Below are 16,853 nucleotides of genomic sequence, written 5' to 3'. Positions count from 1 at the left end.
TCGCCTCGACGAGCATGAGGTACTTGTTCTGGCCCTGGAGCTTGTAGACCTCGACCGCCTCGAACAGGTTGTTGGTCGAGTCGCTCATGATCTGGGTGTAGTTGGAGCCGAAGCTGCCGGGGAAGTTCCCGATGGGCATGCTCTGCCGGTAGATCTTGCCGTTGTCCCCGGCGAAGAACAGGTACATGTTCTGGCCGTCACCGATGAGCGTCTGGTCGATCGGCCCGGTGCCCGAGCCGGAGATGCTCGCGGTGGACAGCGTCTGCGCCGCCCCCCAGCCGTTGGGGTTGGTGGGGTCGCTGGAGGTGCGGTACGAGAAGGCGGTCCCGCCCCACTGGTAGGTGAGCACCCAGATGTTCTTGGGGGCGAAGTAGAACAGCGTGGGCGCGACCGTAGAGGAGTTCATCTTGGTCTGGGTGGCCGAGGCCATGTCCGACCAGTTCGTGAACGGGCTGAAGGCCATCGAACCCCAGGTCGACCCGGTGTCGTGCGTGGTGGCGTAGACGATGTGCTTGCCGTTGTAGGTGACGTTGGTGAAGTCCTTGAGCGAGACCCACCCGGACTTCGGCGTCGCCAGCGCGCCCGTCGAGGTCCAGCGGTAGCTCGAAGGAAGAGCGCACGTGCCGGTCGGCGTCACCGACGGGGACGGCGTCGAGCTCGGGCCGCCTCCGGAGATGCTCCACTTCTGGTTGGTCTGCCCGTTGCAGGACCACAGTTGGACGGCGGTCCCGTTGGCCGTGCCGAGTCCGGTCACGTCCAGGCACAGCCCCGACTGCACGCCCCTGATGGAGCCGTCGGCGTTCTGCTGCCACTTCTGGTTGGTCTGGCCGTTGCAGGACCAGATCACGACCTTCGTGCCGTTCGAGGTGCCCATGTTGTAGGCGTCCACGCACCGCGTGCCGTTGAAGGTCCGCAGCTCACCGGACGAGGTGAACTCGAACGCCTGGTTCGCCTGACCGCTGCAGTCCCAGATCTGCAGGCCCGTGCCCAGCGCGTCGGTGTTGCCCGCCACGTCCAGGCACCGTCCCGACGCCGCACTCACCAACGGCGCCGCCGCCGCCGACGCCGGCACCGACGACACCACAACGGCTGCCAGCACCGCGGCCAGCGCCGCCACGAGCCGTACACCGACACCGACCGGCGAGCGATGCCGGTCGCTCGTCACACGAATGGGGGGTGAATCCATTGTTTCGTTCTCCTTCGGGGGGTGAAGGCGTGGCGAAGCGGCCACACCAGGGGATAACCGCAGGGGTCTCACGGGGCCGGGCAGAGGTCAGCCACCGGCACACAGCACGCCGTTCGAGGGCGAAGGCGCGCCAGCGCGGATCGTCGGCTGCATCGCGGCTCATCGCGCTTTGTTAGCGCTAACATCGCAGGCTAATCGGGGGCTCCTCTCCCTCGACTACGTGGAGGTGGTGGTGCAACGGAGCGAATACGACGAGACGAGGCCCGTCAGGAAAGCGCCCCCTCCCGATGCCGGCCACGCCCGGACGCCTCTGGGGTGGTGGCACGCGATTGCGGACCGTCTCCGATCATGGAGACCCTCCTTCCCGGGGCCGAGGCGTGTTAGCGCTCACACATGCCCGCAGCGCGGAAGCGCGTACAGGTTATCGATTCCGGTGGTAATGGCGGAGCCAACTAGGAATCACCGGGTCGCGTCAAGAGGAAGATCGATAGCTCGGGTGCGCTTCGAGCTTCCGGAGTCCACCCACCTGGCGTTACCGGCCCGGCCCGCACCGGGTGCGCAACGGCTTGTGATGAAAGTTTCAACCGAAATGGCGCTGACGCCGGCGGCGACCCTGCCGAGTCGTCGGCCATCCCACTCCTGGGCGAGCAGGTACGGGCGGAGGGGCTTCGCGTCACCTCGCCGTTCCAAGGTGCGACGACCTGCTCGGCGACAGACCCTGCCCGTCGCGATCGCGCGATCGGAGAGTTCAGCTGCCGTGCGGCTGGCGGGGGCGCCTGGTGTCCACGTTGACGGTCAACGCCGTGAGGATGCCGGGTAGCTCTGCCACCGTTTCGGCGGGCAGGCCGGCCACGGTCTCCTCCGCCAGATCACACCATAGCTGCTTGACCTGCTCGGCCAGAGCTCTGCCGCTGTCGGTGAGCTCGACGACGCTGGCGCGCCTGTCGGAGGGGGCGGGGGCGCGGCGGATGTGGCCGGAGGCTTCGAGCTTGCGGGTCATGAGCGTGACGCTGGGCGGCTCGCAGCCGAGCGCCTCGCTGAGCTGGGCCTGGATCATCGGGCCGGTCCGGGCGAGTTCGAGCAGGAGCGCCTCCTGTCCGGGGTGCAGGCCGAGCGGGGCGAGTAGCGCGGCGGCCCTGGCCCGGTGACGCAGGCTCAGCAGGCGGATGGCCTGGTTGAGAGCGTCGGCGTGCTCGAAGTCCATGGGTCTCCTTGACAACTTAGTTACGCGCATAATAGTTATTCGCATAACTTATTCTACACGACATCGAGGCTCCGGACGTGACTGTGAAGACCGCCGTCGTCTACGACAGCGAGGCAGGCACTCCGCGGGCAGCGATGGGTCGGCAAGGAAGAAGAACTCATGACGAGCACCAGCACAGAAACGCCACGGGTCAGGCCGCAGGCCGGCCTCGCCTGGTTGGTCCTGTCACTGGCGTGTGCCTGCCAGTTCGTGGTCATCCTGGACGCGTCCATCGTCAACGTCGCCCTGCCCTCGGTCCGCGAGGACCTCGGCTTCACGCCGACCGGCCTGGCCTGGGTGGTGAACGGCTACCTGCTCACCTTCGCCGGCTTCATGCTGCTGGGTGGCCGTGCCGCCGATCTGTTCGGCCCGCGCCGGCTTCTGGCCGCCGGACTGGTGTTGTTCTCCGGCGCGAGTCTGGCCGGCGGCCTGGCGACCACCGCAGAGGTCCTGGTGGCGGCCCGCGTCGCCCAGGGCATCGGAGCCGCCATGATGGCCCCGGCGACGCTGGCCGTGATCAACACCTCCTTCACCGAGCCGAACGCGCGTGCCAGGGCGTTCGGCGCATGGTCGGCCTCGGGCGGCGTGGGCGGGATGGTCGGCGCGATCGCCGGCGGTGCCATCACAACCGGACTGTCGTGGCGCTGGGTCTTCCTCATCAACGTGCCGATCGGCGTCGTGCTGGTCGTCGTGGCCATGACGTCGCCGATCGGCACGCGCACCGGCCGCCGGGAATCGCTCGACCTGATCGGCGCGGTCACCGGGACGGCGGGACTGGCGGCCCTGGTCTACGGGGTCATGCAGAGCGCCGATCACGGCTGGACGTCCGTGCCGGTCGTCGGGCCGGTAGCGGCGGGCCTGCTGCTGCTCGTCGTCTTCGCCATGGTGGAGTCGCGTTTCGCCGGACGGCCGATGGTGCCCCTGCGGCTGTTCAGGATCCGGGGAGTGGCCGTCGGCACCGGCATGCTGCTGCTGTTCGGCGGGATTTCCATCGCGATGTGGTACTTCACGTCGCTCTTCCTGCAGAACGTACTCGGCTACAGTGCGCTGCAAGCCGGGCTCGGGCAGACGCCCGCGGCGGTGGTGTTCATGCTGGTCGCCCGGTTGGCCGCCGCCCTGCTGCCGCGGACCGGTGTGCGCCCCCTGGTGCCGGCCGGCAGCGCCTGTTTCCTCGCCGGGTTCGGCTGGCTCGCCCAGGCCCACCCCGACAGCGGCTACGTCACCGGCGTGCTCGGGCCCACGCTGCTCATCGCGGCCGGCATTGGGCTGACCTTCCCCACTCTCATGGCCGCGGCGACCGCCGGCGTTCCCGAAGGAGACGCGGGCACCATCGGCGGCCTGGCCCAGACCGCCAGCCAGGTAGGCGGGTCGATCGGCCTGGCGGTGCTCGCGACCGCCGCAGGCGCCAGAGCCGCCTCGGAGGCCGGCGCGCGTTCCCCGGCCGCCGCCCTCGCCGCCGGCTACGACCTGGTCTTTCTCATCGCAGCCGGGCTCGGCCTGGCCATCGCGGCCGCCGGCGTGCTCCTGCCTCCGCGCCGACGCGACTGACGGCCGGCGACGCCGCGTCCTCTCTCGCCCCCCTGTACGTACGACCCACGCCACACCGGCCTGAAGCCAACCAATGATGAGGAAACAGCTATGACCAGCGCATTCGACCCGGTAACCGTCGGCGGCACGCGACTCGCGAACCGGATAGCCATGGCGCCGATGACCCGCAGCCGCGCCTACGGCGGGCTGGTGACGGAACTGACGGCGGAGTACTACGCTCAGCGCGCCTCCGCTGGACTGATCATCACGGAGGGCGTCCAGCCGTCGGTGACAGGTCAGGGGTATCCGTTCACGCCCGGCCTGCACTCCGCCGAGCAGGTCGCCGCCTGGCGCAAGGTGACCGACGCGGTGCATGCCCAGGGTGGAAAGATCTTCGCTCAGCTGTTGCACACCGGCCGGATCGGCCACCCCGTCCTGCTGCCCGACGGCCTGATCCCGGTGGCGCCGTCGCCCATCGCCGCGCGGGGGCAGGTGTTCACGCCCGACGGCATGAAGGACTTCGTCACACCGCGCGAACTGGAGGCCGCCGAGATCGAGCAGACCATCGCCGACTTCGCCGGCGCCGCGCGTAACGCGATCGACGCGGGCTTCGACGGGGTGGAACTGCACGGCGCCAACGGCTACCTGATCCACCAGTTCCTCGCCCCCAACACCAACCAGCGCACCGACGGCTGGGGCGGGTCGGCCTCGGGTCGCATCCGGTTCGCCGTGGAGGTGGTCTCCGCGGTCGCCTCCGCGATCGGGGGTGCCCGCACCGGCCTGCGCCTGTCGCCCGGATCGACGAACAACGACATCCACGAACCCGACCCGCACCCCGTCTACGAGGCGCTCGTACAGCGGACAGCCGCCCTGGACCTGGCGTATCTGCACGTCATGGAGGCCGGCCACCGGGACCTGACGCACGCCATGCGACGGCGGTTCCCCGGCGCATTCATCCTCAACCCCCACACGGGCGCCCGCCCGACCGGCCCCGAGGAACTCGCGCTGATCGACGACGGGACCGCGGACCTGATCGCCTTCGGGCGGCTCTTCCTCGCCAACCCCGACCTGCCCCGCCGCCTGGCGAACGGCTCCCCTCTCAACGCGGCCGACCCGGCCACCTTCTACGGCGGCGACGCGGCCGGCTACACCGACTATCCGGCTCTGCCCGCCTGACCGAGGGTGAGCGGTTCGTTCAAGACCGCACGGTCTCGCGATGCGAGCCTGCTGGGCATGACCGAACAGGCCTTCACTCCCGCGCTGGGCCGCTTCGCGCCCACGCGCTTCTACGATCCCGTCGTCACGCTCACCCGGGAGCGGCTGTGGCGGGCGCTGACCGTCATGCACGTCGCGCCGCGCCCGGAGAACGTGATCGTCGATGCGGGATGCGGTACCGGGTCCACGGCGCTGCTGCTGAACCGCACCGAACCGCGCGCGCCAGCGGGTCAGCGGCGTGCCCAACTGGCTGCGGGCCAGGCCGCGCAGCCGTTGCGGGGACATGCCCACCCGCGAGGCCAGCTCCGGCATCGAGACCGGCCCGTCCGTCAGCGCGTCCATCGCCGCGAGCAGCCGGGGGTCGAGCTTGTCCGACGGCCGCGCGCCGGCGAGGCGGACATCGCTGAAGAAGACACGCAGGTCGGTCGTCGCCGGCATCCGATGCCGCACCATGGGCGGCACCACCAGCGCCACGGCGCGGTGACAGAGCCCGGAGGCGTCCACCATGGCGGCCTCACCCGCGACGGCGACGACGATCTGGAAAGCGGCGTGGCGGTGAAAGCCGCTGTCCCACGACGGCCCCTGATAGAGCGCCTAGCCGTGACCGACGTCGAAACGCGACGTCATTCCCGTCGGGGCGAGGGCGCCCGCTGCGGCGTTCACCAGACGGTCATGTCGTCGTTCGCCTTCGAACCTGCCGCCACCGGCTGTGTCGCGCGTCATCGACGCGTCGTGGTGTGGAAGGTGTCGCGGTAGGTCTGCGGAGCGACGCCGAGGATGCGGCGGAAGTGCGGGCGCAGGGCGACGCCGTTGCTGAAGCCGACGTTGCGGGCGATGGCGTCGACGCTGAGGTCGGTGGTCTCCAGCAGCCGTTGAGCTTGCATGATCCGTTGAGTGAGCAGCCATTGGAGTGGTGAGGTGCCGGTGAGTTCGCGGAATCGGCGGTCGAAGCTCCGGCGGCTCATCACGGCGTGTCTGGCCAGGGAGTCGACGTCCAGGCCGGGGTCGTCGAGGTGACGGATGGCGTGGCTGAGGATCTCGCCGAGCGGGTCGTCGGTGCCGGGGTCGGGCAGCGGGTGTTCGATGTACTGCGCCTGGCCGCCGCTGCGTTGCGGAGGCACGACCATGCGGCGGGCGATGGTGTTGGCGACCTGGGCGCCGAACCGGCGCCGCACCAGGTGCAGGCAGGCGTCGATGCCGGCGGCGGTTCCGGCCGAGGTGATCAGGTCGCCGTCGTCGACGAACAGCACCGAGGCGTCCACCTGTACGTCGGGGTAGGCGGCGGCGAGGGCGGGTGCGTAGAGCCAGTGGGTGGCCGCGCGGCGGCCGTCCAGCAGCCCGGCGGCGGCGAGCACGAACGCGCCGCGGCACAACCCGACGACGGTGGCGCCGTCGGCGTGCGCGTCGCGCAGGGCGGCGAGTGCCGGTTCGGGAGGGCGCTGGGCCGGGCCGCGCCAGCTCGGGACGACGACGGTGGCGGCGTCGGCCAGCGCGTCCAGCCCGTACGGCGCGGTCAGGTGAATGCCACCGGTGGTGGTGAGCGGGCCGGGGTCACCGCCGATCGCACGCAGGTCGAAGCGGGGGACGCCCATGTCGCTGCGATCGGCGCCGAACACGCTGATCGGGACGCTGGTCTCGAACAGCGGCGCCTGGTCGAACATCAACACCGCGATGGTCAGCGGGTCGCGTCGGCTCATCGCTCCTCCCGGGTTGGCTTGAATCTATCGCACGGCGGCTTTCACGCCACTCACGCTCCGATGGCCGTACGTTCGATGATCGTCCGCAGGGCGGTCCTCACCGGAGCGCACATCTCAGCCCGTCAACGCCGCAAAGGACTGTCATGACCGTCGCATCGCAGATCAGCGTCCACGCCTTGGGCGGACCGACCGCGATCCTGGAGATCGGCGGGCTGCGCCTGCTCACCGACCCCACCTTCGACCCTCCCCGCGAGTACGTGGCGGGCCCGGGACGGGTCCTGGTCAAGACCGCGCCCACCGCGCTGACGCCCGCGGAAGTCGGCGCAGTCGACGCCGTGCTGCTCTCCCACGACCAGCACAGGGACAACCTCGACGTCAGCGGTCGCGACTACCTCGGCAGGGTTCCGCTCGTGCTCACCACCGCGAGCGCGGCCGGCCGGTTGGGCGGTGCCACCCGCGCGGTGCCCGTCTGGGAACACGTGGACCTGCCACGGCCCGACGGCTCGGCGCTGCGCGTGACCCGGGTGCCCGCTCTGCACGGCCCCGAGGGCAGCGAGCCCGTCGTCGGGGAGGTCGCCGGATTCGTGCTGTCCGGGCGCGGAGCCCCGACCGTGTACGTCAGCGGCGACAACGCCTCCCTGGACCTCGTCGCCCGGATCGCCGAACGCTTCGCCGTCGACGTCGCCATCCTGTTCGCCGGAGCGGCGAAGACCGCTCTCCTCGGCGACGCCCACCTCACCCTCACCAGCGCGCAGACGGCCGAGGCCGCCCGGATCCTCGGCGCGTCGCACGTCGTCCCGCTGCACTTCGACAGCTGGCGCCACTTCACCGAGGGGGCCGACGCACTCGCCAAGGCCTTCGCGCAGGCCGGGCTCACCGACCGGCTCACCCTCCTGCACCCGGGCCGGCGCGCCGTGCTCACGGTCGCCACCACCTGAACGGCAGCGGCGGACCGCGGCGGCTCAGGAGCCGAGGTAACGCAGGACGGCCAGGACGCGGCGGCTGTAGCCGGTGGTGTGCGACAGCGTGAGCTTGTCGAACAGGGCGTTGACGTGCTTTTCCACTGCGCTCTGCGACACGTGCAGGGATTGCGCGATCGAGGCGTTGGTCAGGCCCTGGGCCATGAGCTCCAGCACCTGGCGCTCGCGGGCGGTGAGCTGGGCCAGCGGGTCGGCGTGGCTGGTGCGCGCGAGCAACTGACGCACCACCTCCGGGTCGAACGCCGTGCCGCCGGCGCCCACCCGCTCCAGCGCGTCCAGGAAGTCGCCGACCTGGGCCACGCGGTCCTTGAGCAGGTAGCCGACCCCGTCGATGCTGCCGCTCATCAACTCGGTGGCGTACTTCTTCTCGACGTACTGCGACAGCACCAGCACCTTTACCTCCGGCCGCCGCCGCCTGATCTCCAGCGCGGCGCGCAGGCCCTCGTCGGTGTGGGTGGGCGGCATCCGCACGTCGACCACCACCGCGTCGGGGCTGTCGCCGTCCACCGCATCCAGGAGCGCATCGGCGTCGCCCACCGCGGCCAGGACGTCGTGGCCTTCCTCCTTGAGCAGCCGCACCAGGCCCTCGCGCAACAGGGCCGAGTCCTCGGCCAGCATCACACGCACGACGGCTCCGCCTCGATCACGGTCGGCTCGTCGCCGGTGGCATCGGCTCCGCCCATGCCGTCATCCTCCACTCGCACGATGACCATGCTGCGACCATGCTGCCTTCCTGCCGCACCTCGTCGGCGACCAGGGTGGCCCCGAAGGCCAGACCGGCGGGCCGCGTCCCCCTAACCGCGCACCGCATGCCGCCCCTTGCGCCGCTCACTCAGCCGTACGCCGACGAAGACCAGAACGGCCAGCAGCACCGCGGCGATGACCGCGTTGGTGCCCACGTTGACGTACTTCTCCACCAGCGACCAGTTCTCGCCGAGCGTCCAGCCCGCCAGCACGAAGACGGTGTTCCAGAGCAGGCTCCCGGCCGTGGTCAGGAGCGTGAAGACACCCAGCGGCATGCGTTCCACCCCGGCGGGAACGGAGATCAGGCTGCGGAAGATCGGGATCATCCGGCCGAAGAACACCGTCTTGCGCCCGTGCTTGAGGAACCACGTCTCGGTCTTGGCGATGTCGGAGACCTTCAGCAGCGGGATCCGGGCGGCCAGGGCCAGCGTGCGCTCGCGGCCGAGCAGCGCGCCCACCGAGTAGAGCGCCAGCGCCCCGATCACCGAACCGGCGGTGGTCCACAGCAGCACGGCGACCAGGTCCATCTCTCCCCGGGAGGCGGTGAAACCGGCCAGCGGCAGGATCACCTCGCTGGGGAGGGGCGGGAAGAGGTTCTCCAGCGCGATCGCAATCCCGGCTCCCGGCGCGCCGAGCAACTCCATCAGGTGAATCAGCCAATCCGTCATGCGTCAGAGACTAGGAATGATCAGGATGGAGCCACCATGAGGCATGTGGCCGTTCGGGGGTGCGGGAAACCACACCCGCGGCGGCCCTGCGAACGCCTGGAACGCGACGGTCACCAGCAGCGGATCCAGCGTGACCGCCCGCAACATGAGCTACAACGGCAGCCTCGGCACCGGGGCCTCCTCGGATTCCTCGGCTCGTGGAACGGCGGCAACAGCGTCCCCGCACTGTCCTGCACCGCGAGCTGACGCACCATCGGGGCGGGCCGGGTGCGACGCGCACCCGGCCGCAGCCGCCACTCCGAACCGTGCAGCGGATGTGACGGGGGCGGGCCCGTCCGCCCCGGCCTCGGCGAGCCGGTGCGCCGTGGTCCGGCGCTCACCTTCCGGTTCGGGAGAGCCGCTCAGTTGTACGAGAACGCGTCGTCCTCGGGTGCCGTCGTGCCACCCGTGGCGTGGTCGTCTCAGATGACGCGGGAATCTCAAATTCGTTCATCCCCCGCGACCTGCCGAAAGCGGCCGGGCCGCCTCATGGCCGCGGATTCGCCCGCATGTATTCGGCGCATATGGGGAAGGTCTCCACAATCCCTCGGAAGCGACACGATTTGGCAACAAATTCGCCGGTCGCTGCCGTCGGTGCCGGAGCACAACGCTCCGGTACGACCGCCGCCCCCTCGGCGGAGACCATCGGATCGAACGATACGGAGGAACGGTGATGCCGACCAACCCCCACCGCCTGAAAAAGGGACTCTCATCCGGACCGGGCGGGCAGCGCCGGCGCATCTCTCACCCCATGATCCTCGCGACCGCGTTCGTGCTGACGGCGTCGGGCGGCGTCGGAGTGACGGCGGCCTCCGCCGCCCCCGTCACCCCACCGGCCGAGACGTCGGATCCCGTCGTGACGGCCACCGTGACGATCACGCCGACGGCCACCCCGCCCGAGACCGCCGCCGACGCCCCCGCGACGACGCCCACCACCGAGGTGCCCCAGGTGGGCCCGTTCCTCGGCGCGCTGCACGGCGAGGTGGTCGTGCCGGCCAAGGACGGATGCGGCACCGTCACGGTGTTCACCCAGACGGGGCAGGCCGTCGCCGTGGCCGATGACTCGATCACCGTCCGCAGCCAGGACGGCTTCGAGCGGTCGTACGCGATCGGTGACTCCACGCGGGTGCTCACCGGCCGCCGGGGCGGCGACATCCGGCAGGACGCCTGGATCTCGGTGATAGCGGCCGTCCAGCCCGGCACGTCGGCCCCCACCCCGCCGAGCCCGACTCCGGTCCCGTCCGCGCCGGAAACCACACCGACGGCTCCCGAAACCACCCCGACAGCTTCCGAGGCCACGCCGACGGCCTCGGAAGGCATACCGGCTCCCTCCGAGGGCACGCCGACGCCCGCGGAAAGCACCCCCGCTCCTCTTCCGAGTGAGACCGCGACGGCTCCCGCCGCTCCCCCTGGCGAGACGGGCTCCACGCCCCCGCAGACCGAGGAGACGACGCCCGCCGCCCCTCAGGGGGAGACGGCGGCGGCCGCCTACGTCTTCGACCTCTCGCGGCCGAGTAAGCGGCTGTGGTACCTCAGCAAGAACTCTCCGTACTCCCTGAAGTGGCACTCGGGGAAGCCCGCCTGGCGCACCCCCGAGCCCTGTCCGACGCCGACGGCCATCCCCACGGAACCGCCGGCCGCGACACCGGACCCGGCCACGCCGCCCACGGAAACCGCGACGCCCACGGAGACCGCACCCACCCCCGAGCCCACGCCCACGGACACGCCGACCCCGACTCCCACCTCCTGACCGACCGTGAGGCCGGCCCTCGCCTCCCCGGCGAGGGCCGGCCTGTCACTGTTCCAGACGGACGGTGACGCTCACGCGGCCCGCTTCGTCACGTCTGGCGACGGCATGCCCGGTGCGGTCGATCCCGTCCAGTTGCAGCGATATCGGGCCGCCCTCGCCCAGGAAGTTGCGCCACCACGTCTTGGCGTCGGGGAGCTGGACGCCGATCGTAACGGTGTCACCCGCGCGCCGGAAGGCGACGGGCGTGCTGAAGGTGCGTCCCGAGCGGCGTCCCGTGTAGGTGACGACGGTGAGTCGTCTGCTGATCAGCCGGCCCCATCGGGGAGACGAGCGCAACGTCAGGACGCAGGAGTTGAAACGGCCGACCGCTCGCCTCGGAAACGGCATCCGGTTTCGCACAGAACCTCCATCACGACGGGTGTCTCTCGCCGCCAACGTAACCTGCTAAGTGGAGAGGCTTGTCCACTTAACCCGAAGTGAGAAACATGAGCGCTGAGGCATCTCGGATGCCGGCCGTCCCTGAGGGGGCCGTGGGACTGCGCGCCGACGCCCGGCAGAATCGTGACCGCATCGTCGAGGTCGCCCGCCGGTTGTTCGCCGAGCGCGGTCTCGACGTGCCGATGGCCGCGATCGCCCGGCACGCCGGTGTAGGGGTCGCGACGCTCTACCGTCGCTTCCCCACCAAGGAAGCGCTGCTCACCGAGGTGTTCGCCGATCAGTTCGAGGCATGCGTGTCGGTCGTCGACGACGCACTGGCCGTCCGGACCCCTGGCGCGGGTTCTGTACGGCCGTCGAAAAGATCTGTGGCATGCAGGCCGCCGACCGCGGCTTCGGCACGGCCTTCGTCGCGGCGTTCCCCGAGGCGGTCGAGATCGAGCGGGAGCGCGACCGCGCCATCCAGGCCTTCGCCGAACTCACGCGACGCGCCAAGGCGACCGGGCGGCTGCGCGCCGACTTCTCGCCGGACGACCTCGCCCTGCTGCTCGTGGCCAACTGCGGCGTCGTCACCGGCTCCGCAGAGGAGGCCGCGGCCGCGTCCCGGCGACTCGTCGCCTACCTGCTCGGCGCCTTCCGCGCCGAACAGGCCGACCCTCTCCCGCCGCCCGCCCGGCTCAGCCTGCATGACGTCCTGAACTCACCCGCCCCCGCCACTCGTCCCGTACGGCGGGCCGGCGCCAGGCCGGCGGCGCGTCAAGAAAGCACGGTGCGTCAAGGAACCGGCGACCGCTGACCGCGACCGCAACCGCAACCGCAACCGCAACCGCAACCGCGGAGCTTGTTGCGAATTATTCGCAACAGCAAGATGATTGCGTTCCTGTCGCCTCGCGGCGAGCCGGCCTGCCTGGAGGAACGCATGGATGAGCACGTGGGCCGGGCGCCGCTGCGTCAGATACTCGCGCTCGCCGTGCCCGCGCTCGGGGTCCTGGCCGCCGAGCCGCTCTATCTGCTCGTCAACACGGCCGTGGTCGGCCATCTCGGCGCGGTGCCGCTCGCGGGGCTGTCGGTCGGCGGGATCGTGCTGGCACAGATCGCCTCGCAGATGACGTTCCTCTCCTTCGGCACGACCGCCCGCGCGGCCCGGCTGCACGGCGCAGGCCGCCGGGCCGACGCCGTGGCCGAGGGGGTGCAGGCGACCTGGCTCGCCGTGGTCGCGGGGCTGGTGATCACCGTGGCGGGACAGCTGCTCGCCGCGCCGGTCGCCGGTCTGCTCACCGGTGACGGCCGGGTCGCCGACGCCGCGGTGAGCTGGCTCAGGATCGCCCTGCTCGGCGCTCCGCTGATCCTGGTCACCATGGCCGGGAACGGCTGGATGCGCGGCGTGCAGGACATGCGGCGCCCGCTGCGCTACGTCCTCGCGGGCAACGTGATCTCCACCGCGCTGTGCCCGGCGCTGGTGTACGGGCTCGGCTGGGGGATCGACGGCTCCGCGGTCGCCAACGTGGCCGGGCAGTTGATCTCCGCGAGCCTGTTCGTGCGGGCGCTGCGGGCCGAGGGCGTGCCGCTCGCCCCGGTTCCGGCCGCGATGCGCGCCCAGCTCGGCCTGGCGCGCGACCTGGTGCTGCTCGGTCTGGCCTTCCAGGCGTGCTGGGTGTCGGCGACCGCGGTCGCCGCGCACACCTCCGCCGCGGCGGCCGGCGCCCACCAGGTGGTGTTCCAGCTGTGGATGTTCCTGGCCTTCGTCCTGGACGCGCTGGCCATCGCCGCCCAGGCGCTGGTCGGGGCCGCGCTCGGCGCGGACGACGCGGAACGGGCACGCCGCCTGGCCTGGCAGGTGACCGGCTGTGGGCTGGTCTTCGGGACCCTGCTCGGCGTGGTGTTCGCGGCGCTGGCCGGTTCCCTCCCCCACGTGTTCACCACCGACGCGACGGTGCTGGCCGAGATGCCCGGCGCCTGGTGGTTCTTCGTCGCGCTGCAGCCGATCGGCGGTGTCGTGTTCACGTTGGACGGAGTGCTGCTCGGCGCCGGGGACGCCGCATACCTGCGCACCGCGACGGCGAGCGGAGCGGTGCTGGGGTTCCTGCCGGTGGTGTGGGCCTCGCTGCGATTCGGCTGGGGGCTGGTGGGGATCTGGTCGGGGTTGTCGGCCTTCCTGCTGATTCGAATGATCACCGTGCTGGCCAGGCTGCGGTCCGGCCGCTGGGCGGTGCTCGGCGCCGTACGGTGATCGGGGCGGGAACAGCCCGGTCTCCCGATCGATCGGCCGCAATCCTCAGCCGAGCGAGGACACGTCGATGAAGTAGGCCCTCAGGAGCCTGCGCCCCTGCTCGATCATGGTGCTCAAGCTCCCCGAGGACCTCGTACGCTCGATCACGGAAAGGCTCAGGTTCGCATGACCACGCACGAGCGGGAGATCACCGAGCCGGTCGACCTGTGCTTGCAGGACGGGCGGCTCAACCCCGGCGCGGTGGGCTGGACGCGCCGGCCCCTGCACCGGGGCAACCTGCGCGGCTGGGGACGGTGCAAGCGCTGGGAATACTGGGGGATCGTCACCCCCCGCCACATCGTCGGCCTGGTCGCGTCGTCGCTGGACTACGCCGCGGTGAACGGCGTGTACGTGCTCGACCGGGACACCCGCGTGGAGACCGCCAGGGACGTCGTGGTGCCGCTGGCGCGCGGCGCCGTCTTCCCCGGCCGCAGCGGCGCCGGGACGGCGTCCGTACGGGGCGGCGGTGTGACGATCGACATCGAGCAGAGTGCTTCCGGCAGCGCGATCCGGGCCACGGCGCCCGGCGTCGAGCTCGACGTGGAGGTGCCGTTGCCGGAGGGCCACGAGTCGCTCGGCGTGGTGGTGCCGTGGGGGCCGAACCGGTTCCAGTACACGCTGAAGGACGTCGGCCGTCCGGTGCGCGGGCGGCTGCGGCTGGAATCGGCCGAGTTCACCATCGATGAAGCGGAATCGTTCGCCGTGCTCGACCACGGCCGCGGGAAGTGGCCGTACTCGATCACGTGGAACTGGGCGGCGGGCAGCGGGCCCGGCCGGGCGATCCAGCTCGGCGGCAAGTGGACCGACGGCACCGGTTCGACGGAGAACGCCCTGTTCGTCGGCGGCCGCCTGCACAAGATCGGCGACGAGCTGGAGTGGTCGTACGACCGCGCCGACTGGCTGCGCCCGTGGCGGATCACCGGTCCGCGGGTGGAGGTGGAGTTCCAGCCGTTCCACGAGAAGGCGGCCCGGACCGAGCTCGGCCTGGTGGGCAACGAGACGCACCAGTGCTTCGGCCACTTCTCCGGACGGGCCAGGGCCGACGACGGCGCCTGGGTGGACCTCGACGGCCTCACCGGCTGGGCCGAGGAGGCCCGCAACCGCTGGTGATCCTCGCGGGCCGGGGACGGCCTTCCCGCCCCTCCACGAACTTCACGAAGGCGTAGTCGTGGAGGGGCGGACGCACACGTCCTGGTCGACCGCAATTGGCATCGTTTTCGGGTGAAAGCCGGGGCTCCGGCGGTTCAGTCGCCGGAGCCCTTGTCCCTGCTCTGCGGAAATGAACGCTGTGGGCTCATTTCCGCAGGCCGCCAGGCCGGCCTTCTAGTTGAAGCACTCAGAGAACCCGGGGAATACGTTGGAGCAGTGGCCCGCGACGCAGATGTCCCAGAGGATGTCGTCGAGGTCCGAGCGGGAGCAGCTGTTCCGGGAGCAGTCGTTCTGGAAGCAGTTGTTCTGGAAGGGTTCGTTCCGGAAGCCGGTGTTTTCGAAGGTGTTGTTGAACCCGTTGTCGAACTCGCTGGTACACGGGTTGGTACAACCCCAGCCAGTTGGGGCGGTTGACGCGCTCGCGGCTGTGGCGCCCGCGGCGAGGGCACCACCGCCGAGCGCGGTGGAAAGTGCGAGTCCGGCGATGACCTTCTTGAGCTTGGGCATTTCGTCCCCCTCTAAAGGATCAACTGCCTAATGTGTACGCCATTCCTAAATGAACAGGAATGTCGCCTAATGACCGTTAAGTGGTCATTGCCCCGCGACGTCATTGTTTCCCGGCAGAACGCGCGATAAACGGTGATCTACGGTGTTTAATGCCCATTGTCCCCTTTAGGGGCTTCGCGGAGCACTTATGTCTCCTTTATCCCTTAATGTCCGATTTCAGTGCCGCCTGCCTGGGAGGACGGCAGGGGTCGTCCGACCGCAGCCTGCCGTTCAGAGCCTCCCTGAGGGCGTCGGAGAAGTAGCGGAAGTCAGAGTCACGCCGGACGTGGTCACCGCCGCTGTGCGGATCGCGCTCTCAGCCCGCGCGCAGCATGGTGACGAGCGCGTGCGCGACGTCGAGGAACTGCTCACGCGAAGCGGTCGCCGTCTGAAGGTCGACGAACGCCTCGTCGGCCCCGGCCTCGGCGAGGGTCAGCAGATAGTCGGCGACCTGCCGTACGGTACCCGCGTGCGGCACCTGGTCGGCGGGCGCCGGCGAGTCGGTGATCTCCGGATTGACCCGCACCACCATGCGCAGAGCGGAGGGGTCCCGGCCCGCGCGGGACGCGGCCTCGAGCGCCAGGCCCCACAGGGAGGTCAGATAGGCCATCGGCATGGCCGCGCTCAGCCAGCCGTCGGCCCGCCGGCCGACTCGCTCCAGCGCCGGAGGCGTGTAACCGGCGAGCAGGATCGGAGGGCGCGGCCGCTGGCAGGGCTTGAGGTCGATGTGCGACGGCGGCACCGTCCACAGCGCGCCCTTGTGCTCGACCACCTCACCTGTCCAGACGGCCTCCATCACATCGAGCGTCTCCTCCAGCCGGTCTCCCCTCCCCCGCCAGGGCACCCCGGTCGCGGTGTACTCGTCCCGAAGCCAGCCGAGACCGATGCCGACGTCCAGCCGTCCGTGACTGAGCAGGTCGAGCGAGGTCAGCGTACGGGCGAGCAGGACGGGCGGCTGCCACAGCGCGTTGAGCGTGCTGGTCCCCAGCCGGATCTCGCGCGTGCTGACCGCGGCCAGCGTCAGTGCGGTGAGCGGGTCGAAGAAGGTCCCGAAAGCCGGGGGGACCGTCCCGTCCCCTCCTGGGTACGGGTCGCTGGGCGTCAGCGGCAGCAGGATGCGGTCGCCCGCCCACAGGCTGTCGTAGCCCATCGCTTCGAGATCCGTGCTCGCCTGCCGGATGAATTCCGGGTCGGCGAACGCGCCGTACTGAGGGACCGTGTATCCGAGCCGCATGAGTGTTTCCTTCGCACTGCGCCGAGAGAAGATCGCCCTGATCGGGCGTCGGCGGAGACGCTAGGAAAGCCCGCTTGCGGAAAACTTGGACAAGCCGATTCTCAGGTCCAAGAGCGTCCCAAGGCTGGAGTTACCTGTGGACCGTGGTCGAAACCGGCAGGACGAAGGTTC

At 70.4% G+C, this 16,853-nt stretch carries 17 protein-coding genes and 1 pseudogene; 10 read left to right on the top strand and 8 right to left on the bottom strand.

Annotated elements, in window-relative coordinates:
- Positions 1-1,186, bottom strand: a 1,186-nt coding sequence (locus FLW16_RS30965) for a non-reducing end alpha-L-arabinofuranosidase family hydrolase (RefSeq protein ID WP_142563658.1), incomplete at its 3' end; no start/stop codon positions are given.
- 748 nt (positions 1,187-1,934) lie between these two features.
- Positions 1,935-2,390, bottom strand: coding sequence for a MarR family winged helix-turn-helix transcriptional regulator (locus tag FLW16_RS30960; RefSeq protein ID WP_142563657.1), 456 nt, complete (start codon positions 2,388-2,390; stop codon positions 1,935-1,937).
- A gap of 159 nt (positions 2,391-2,549) precedes the next feature.
- On the opposite strand from FLW16_RS30960, the gene FLW16_RS30955 reads away from it, so the two are divergent.
- The 3 genes from FLW16_RS30955 to FLW16_RS44665 all read left to right on the top strand — a co-directional run bounded on the left by FLW16_RS30955 (position 2,550) and on the right by FLW16_RS44665 (position 5,927).
- Positions 2,550-3,977, top strand: a complete 1,428-nt coding sequence (locus FLW16_RS30955) for an MFS transporter (RefSeq protein WP_142563656.1) — start codon at positions 2,550-2,552, stop codon at positions 3,975-3,977.
- Between the two features lie 90 nt (positions 3,978-4,067).
- Complete coding sequence (locus FLW16_RS30950; protein ID WP_142563655.1) at positions 4,068-5,132, top strand: alkene reductase; 1,065 nt, start codon at positions 4,068-4,070, stop codon at positions 5,130-5,132.
- 57 nt (positions 5,133-5,189) lie between these two features.
- Positions 5,190-5,927 (top strand): hypothetical protein, encoded by a 738-nt coding sequence (locus FLW16_RS44665; RefSeq protein WP_221891364.1) that lies wholly within the window; start codon positions 5,190-5,192, stop codon positions 5,925-5,927.
- Here FLW16_RS44665 and FLW16_RS30940 read toward each other — a convergent pair.
- Positions 5,891-6,868, bottom strand: a complete 978-nt coding sequence (locus tag FLW16_RS30940) for a helix-turn-helix domain-containing protein (protein WP_142563654.1) — start codon at positions 6,866-6,868, stop codon at positions 5,891-5,893. The genes FLW16_RS44665 and FLW16_RS30940 overlap by 37 nt on opposite strands.
- Before the next feature lie 143 nt (positions 6,869-7,011).
- Between FLW16_RS30940 and FLW16_RS30935 the strand changes: the two genes are divergently transcribed.
- The gene (locus FLW16_RS30935; protein WP_142563653.1) at positions 7,012-7,806 is read left to right on the top strand and encodes an MBL fold metallo-hydrolase; all 795 of its coding nucleotides are present in this window, start codon (positions 7,012-7,014) and stop codon (positions 7,804-7,806) included.
- Between the two features lie 24 nt (positions 7,807-7,830).
- On the opposite strand, the gene FLW16_RS30930 is transcribed toward FLW16_RS30935, so the two are convergent.
- Positions 7,831-8,475, bottom strand: a complete 645-nt coding sequence (locus tag FLW16_RS30930) for a response regulator transcription factor (protein ID WP_142563652.1) — start codon at positions 8,473-8,475, stop codon at positions 7,831-7,833.
- A 167-nt stretch (positions 8,476-8,642) separates the two neighbouring features.
- Positions 8,643-9,260 (bottom strand): DedA family protein, encoded by a 618-nt coding sequence (locus tag FLW16_RS30925; protein ID WP_142563651.1) that lies wholly within the window; start codon positions 9,258-9,260, stop codon positions 8,643-8,645.
- A gap of 43 nt (positions 9,261-9,303) precedes the next feature.
- Here FLW16_RS30925 and FLW16_RS46030 point away from each other — a divergent pair, with 43 nt between their 5' ends.
- Complete coding sequence (locus FLW16_RS46030) at positions 9,304-9,729, top strand: cellulose binding domain-containing protein (RefSeq protein WP_142563650.1); 426 nt, start codon at positions 9,304-9,306, stop codon at positions 9,727-9,729.
- A 321-nt stretch (positions 9,730-10,050) separates the two neighbouring features.
- A complete protein-coding gene (locus FLW16_RS43995) occupies positions 10,051-11,049 on the top strand; it encodes a hypothetical protein (RefSeq protein ID WP_185949665.1) in 999 nt (332 codons plus the stop codon).
- A gap of 45 nt (positions 11,050-11,094) precedes the next feature.
- On the opposite strand, the gene FLW16_RS30905 is transcribed toward FLW16_RS43995, so the two are convergent.
- The gene (locus FLW16_RS30905) at positions 11,095-11,448 is read right to left on the bottom strand and encodes a hypothetical protein (RefSeq protein ID WP_142563647.1); all 354 of its coding nucleotides are present in this window, start codon (positions 11,446-11,448) and stop codon (positions 11,095-11,097) included.
- Between the two features lie 86 nt (positions 11,449-11,534).
- Here FLW16_RS30905 and FLW16_RS46025 point away from each other — a divergent pair.
- The 4 genes and pseudogenes from FLW16_RS46025 to FLW16_RS30890 all read left to right on the top strand — a co-directional run.
- Positions 11,535-11,696: pseudogene (locus tag FLW16_RS46025) on the top strand (TetR family transcriptional regulator); the annotation flags it as partial.
- A gap of 161 nt (positions 11,697-11,857) precedes the next feature.
- Complete coding sequence (locus FLW16_RS46020) at positions 11,858-12,280, top strand: hypothetical protein (RefSeq protein ID WP_312847168.1); 423 nt, start codon at positions 11,858-11,860, stop codon at positions 12,278-12,280.
- Positions 12,281-12,403: 123 nt separating this feature from the next.
- Positions 12,404-13,714: an MATE family efflux transporter gene (locus FLW16_RS30895; RefSeq protein WP_142563646.1), complete on the top strand. Its 1,311-nt coding sequence runs from the start codon at positions 12,404-12,406 to the stop codon at positions 13,712-13,714.
- Positions 13,715-13,879: 165 nt separating this feature from the next.
- Positions 13,880-14,863 carry a DUF2804 domain-containing protein gene (locus FLW16_RS30890; protein WP_142563645.1) on the top strand — a complete coding sequence of 328 codons (984 nt, stop codon included), beginning with the start codon at positions 13,880-13,882 and terminating at the stop codon, positions 14,861-14,863.
- Between the two features lie 213 nt (positions 14,864-15,076).
- On the opposite strand, the gene FLW16_RS30885 is transcribed toward FLW16_RS30890, so the two are convergent.
- Together FLW16_RS30885 and FLW16_RS30880 are read right to left on the bottom strand one after the other, a co-directional pair.
- Complete coding sequence (locus tag FLW16_RS30885) at positions 15,077-15,409, bottom strand: hypothetical protein (protein WP_142563644.1); 333 nt, start codon at positions 15,407-15,409, stop codon at positions 15,077-15,079.
- A gap of 355 nt (positions 15,410-15,764) precedes the next feature.
- A complete protein-coding gene (locus FLW16_RS30880; RefSeq protein WP_142563643.1) occupies positions 15,765-16,682 on the bottom strand; it encodes a TIGR03619 family F420-dependent LLM class oxidoreductase in 918 nt (305 codons plus the stop codon).
- Positions 16,683-16,853 lie beyond the last annotated feature (171 nt).

This window comes from Microbispora sp. KK1-11 (assembly GCF_006874435.1).
Classification (GTDB): domain Bacteria; phylum Actinomycetota; class Actinomycetes; order Streptosporangiales; family Streptosporangiaceae; genus Microbispora; species Microbispora catharanthi.
The sequence above is the reverse complement of the archived record's forward strand: the minus strand, read 5'-3'. Positions and strand labels throughout refer to the sequence as shown.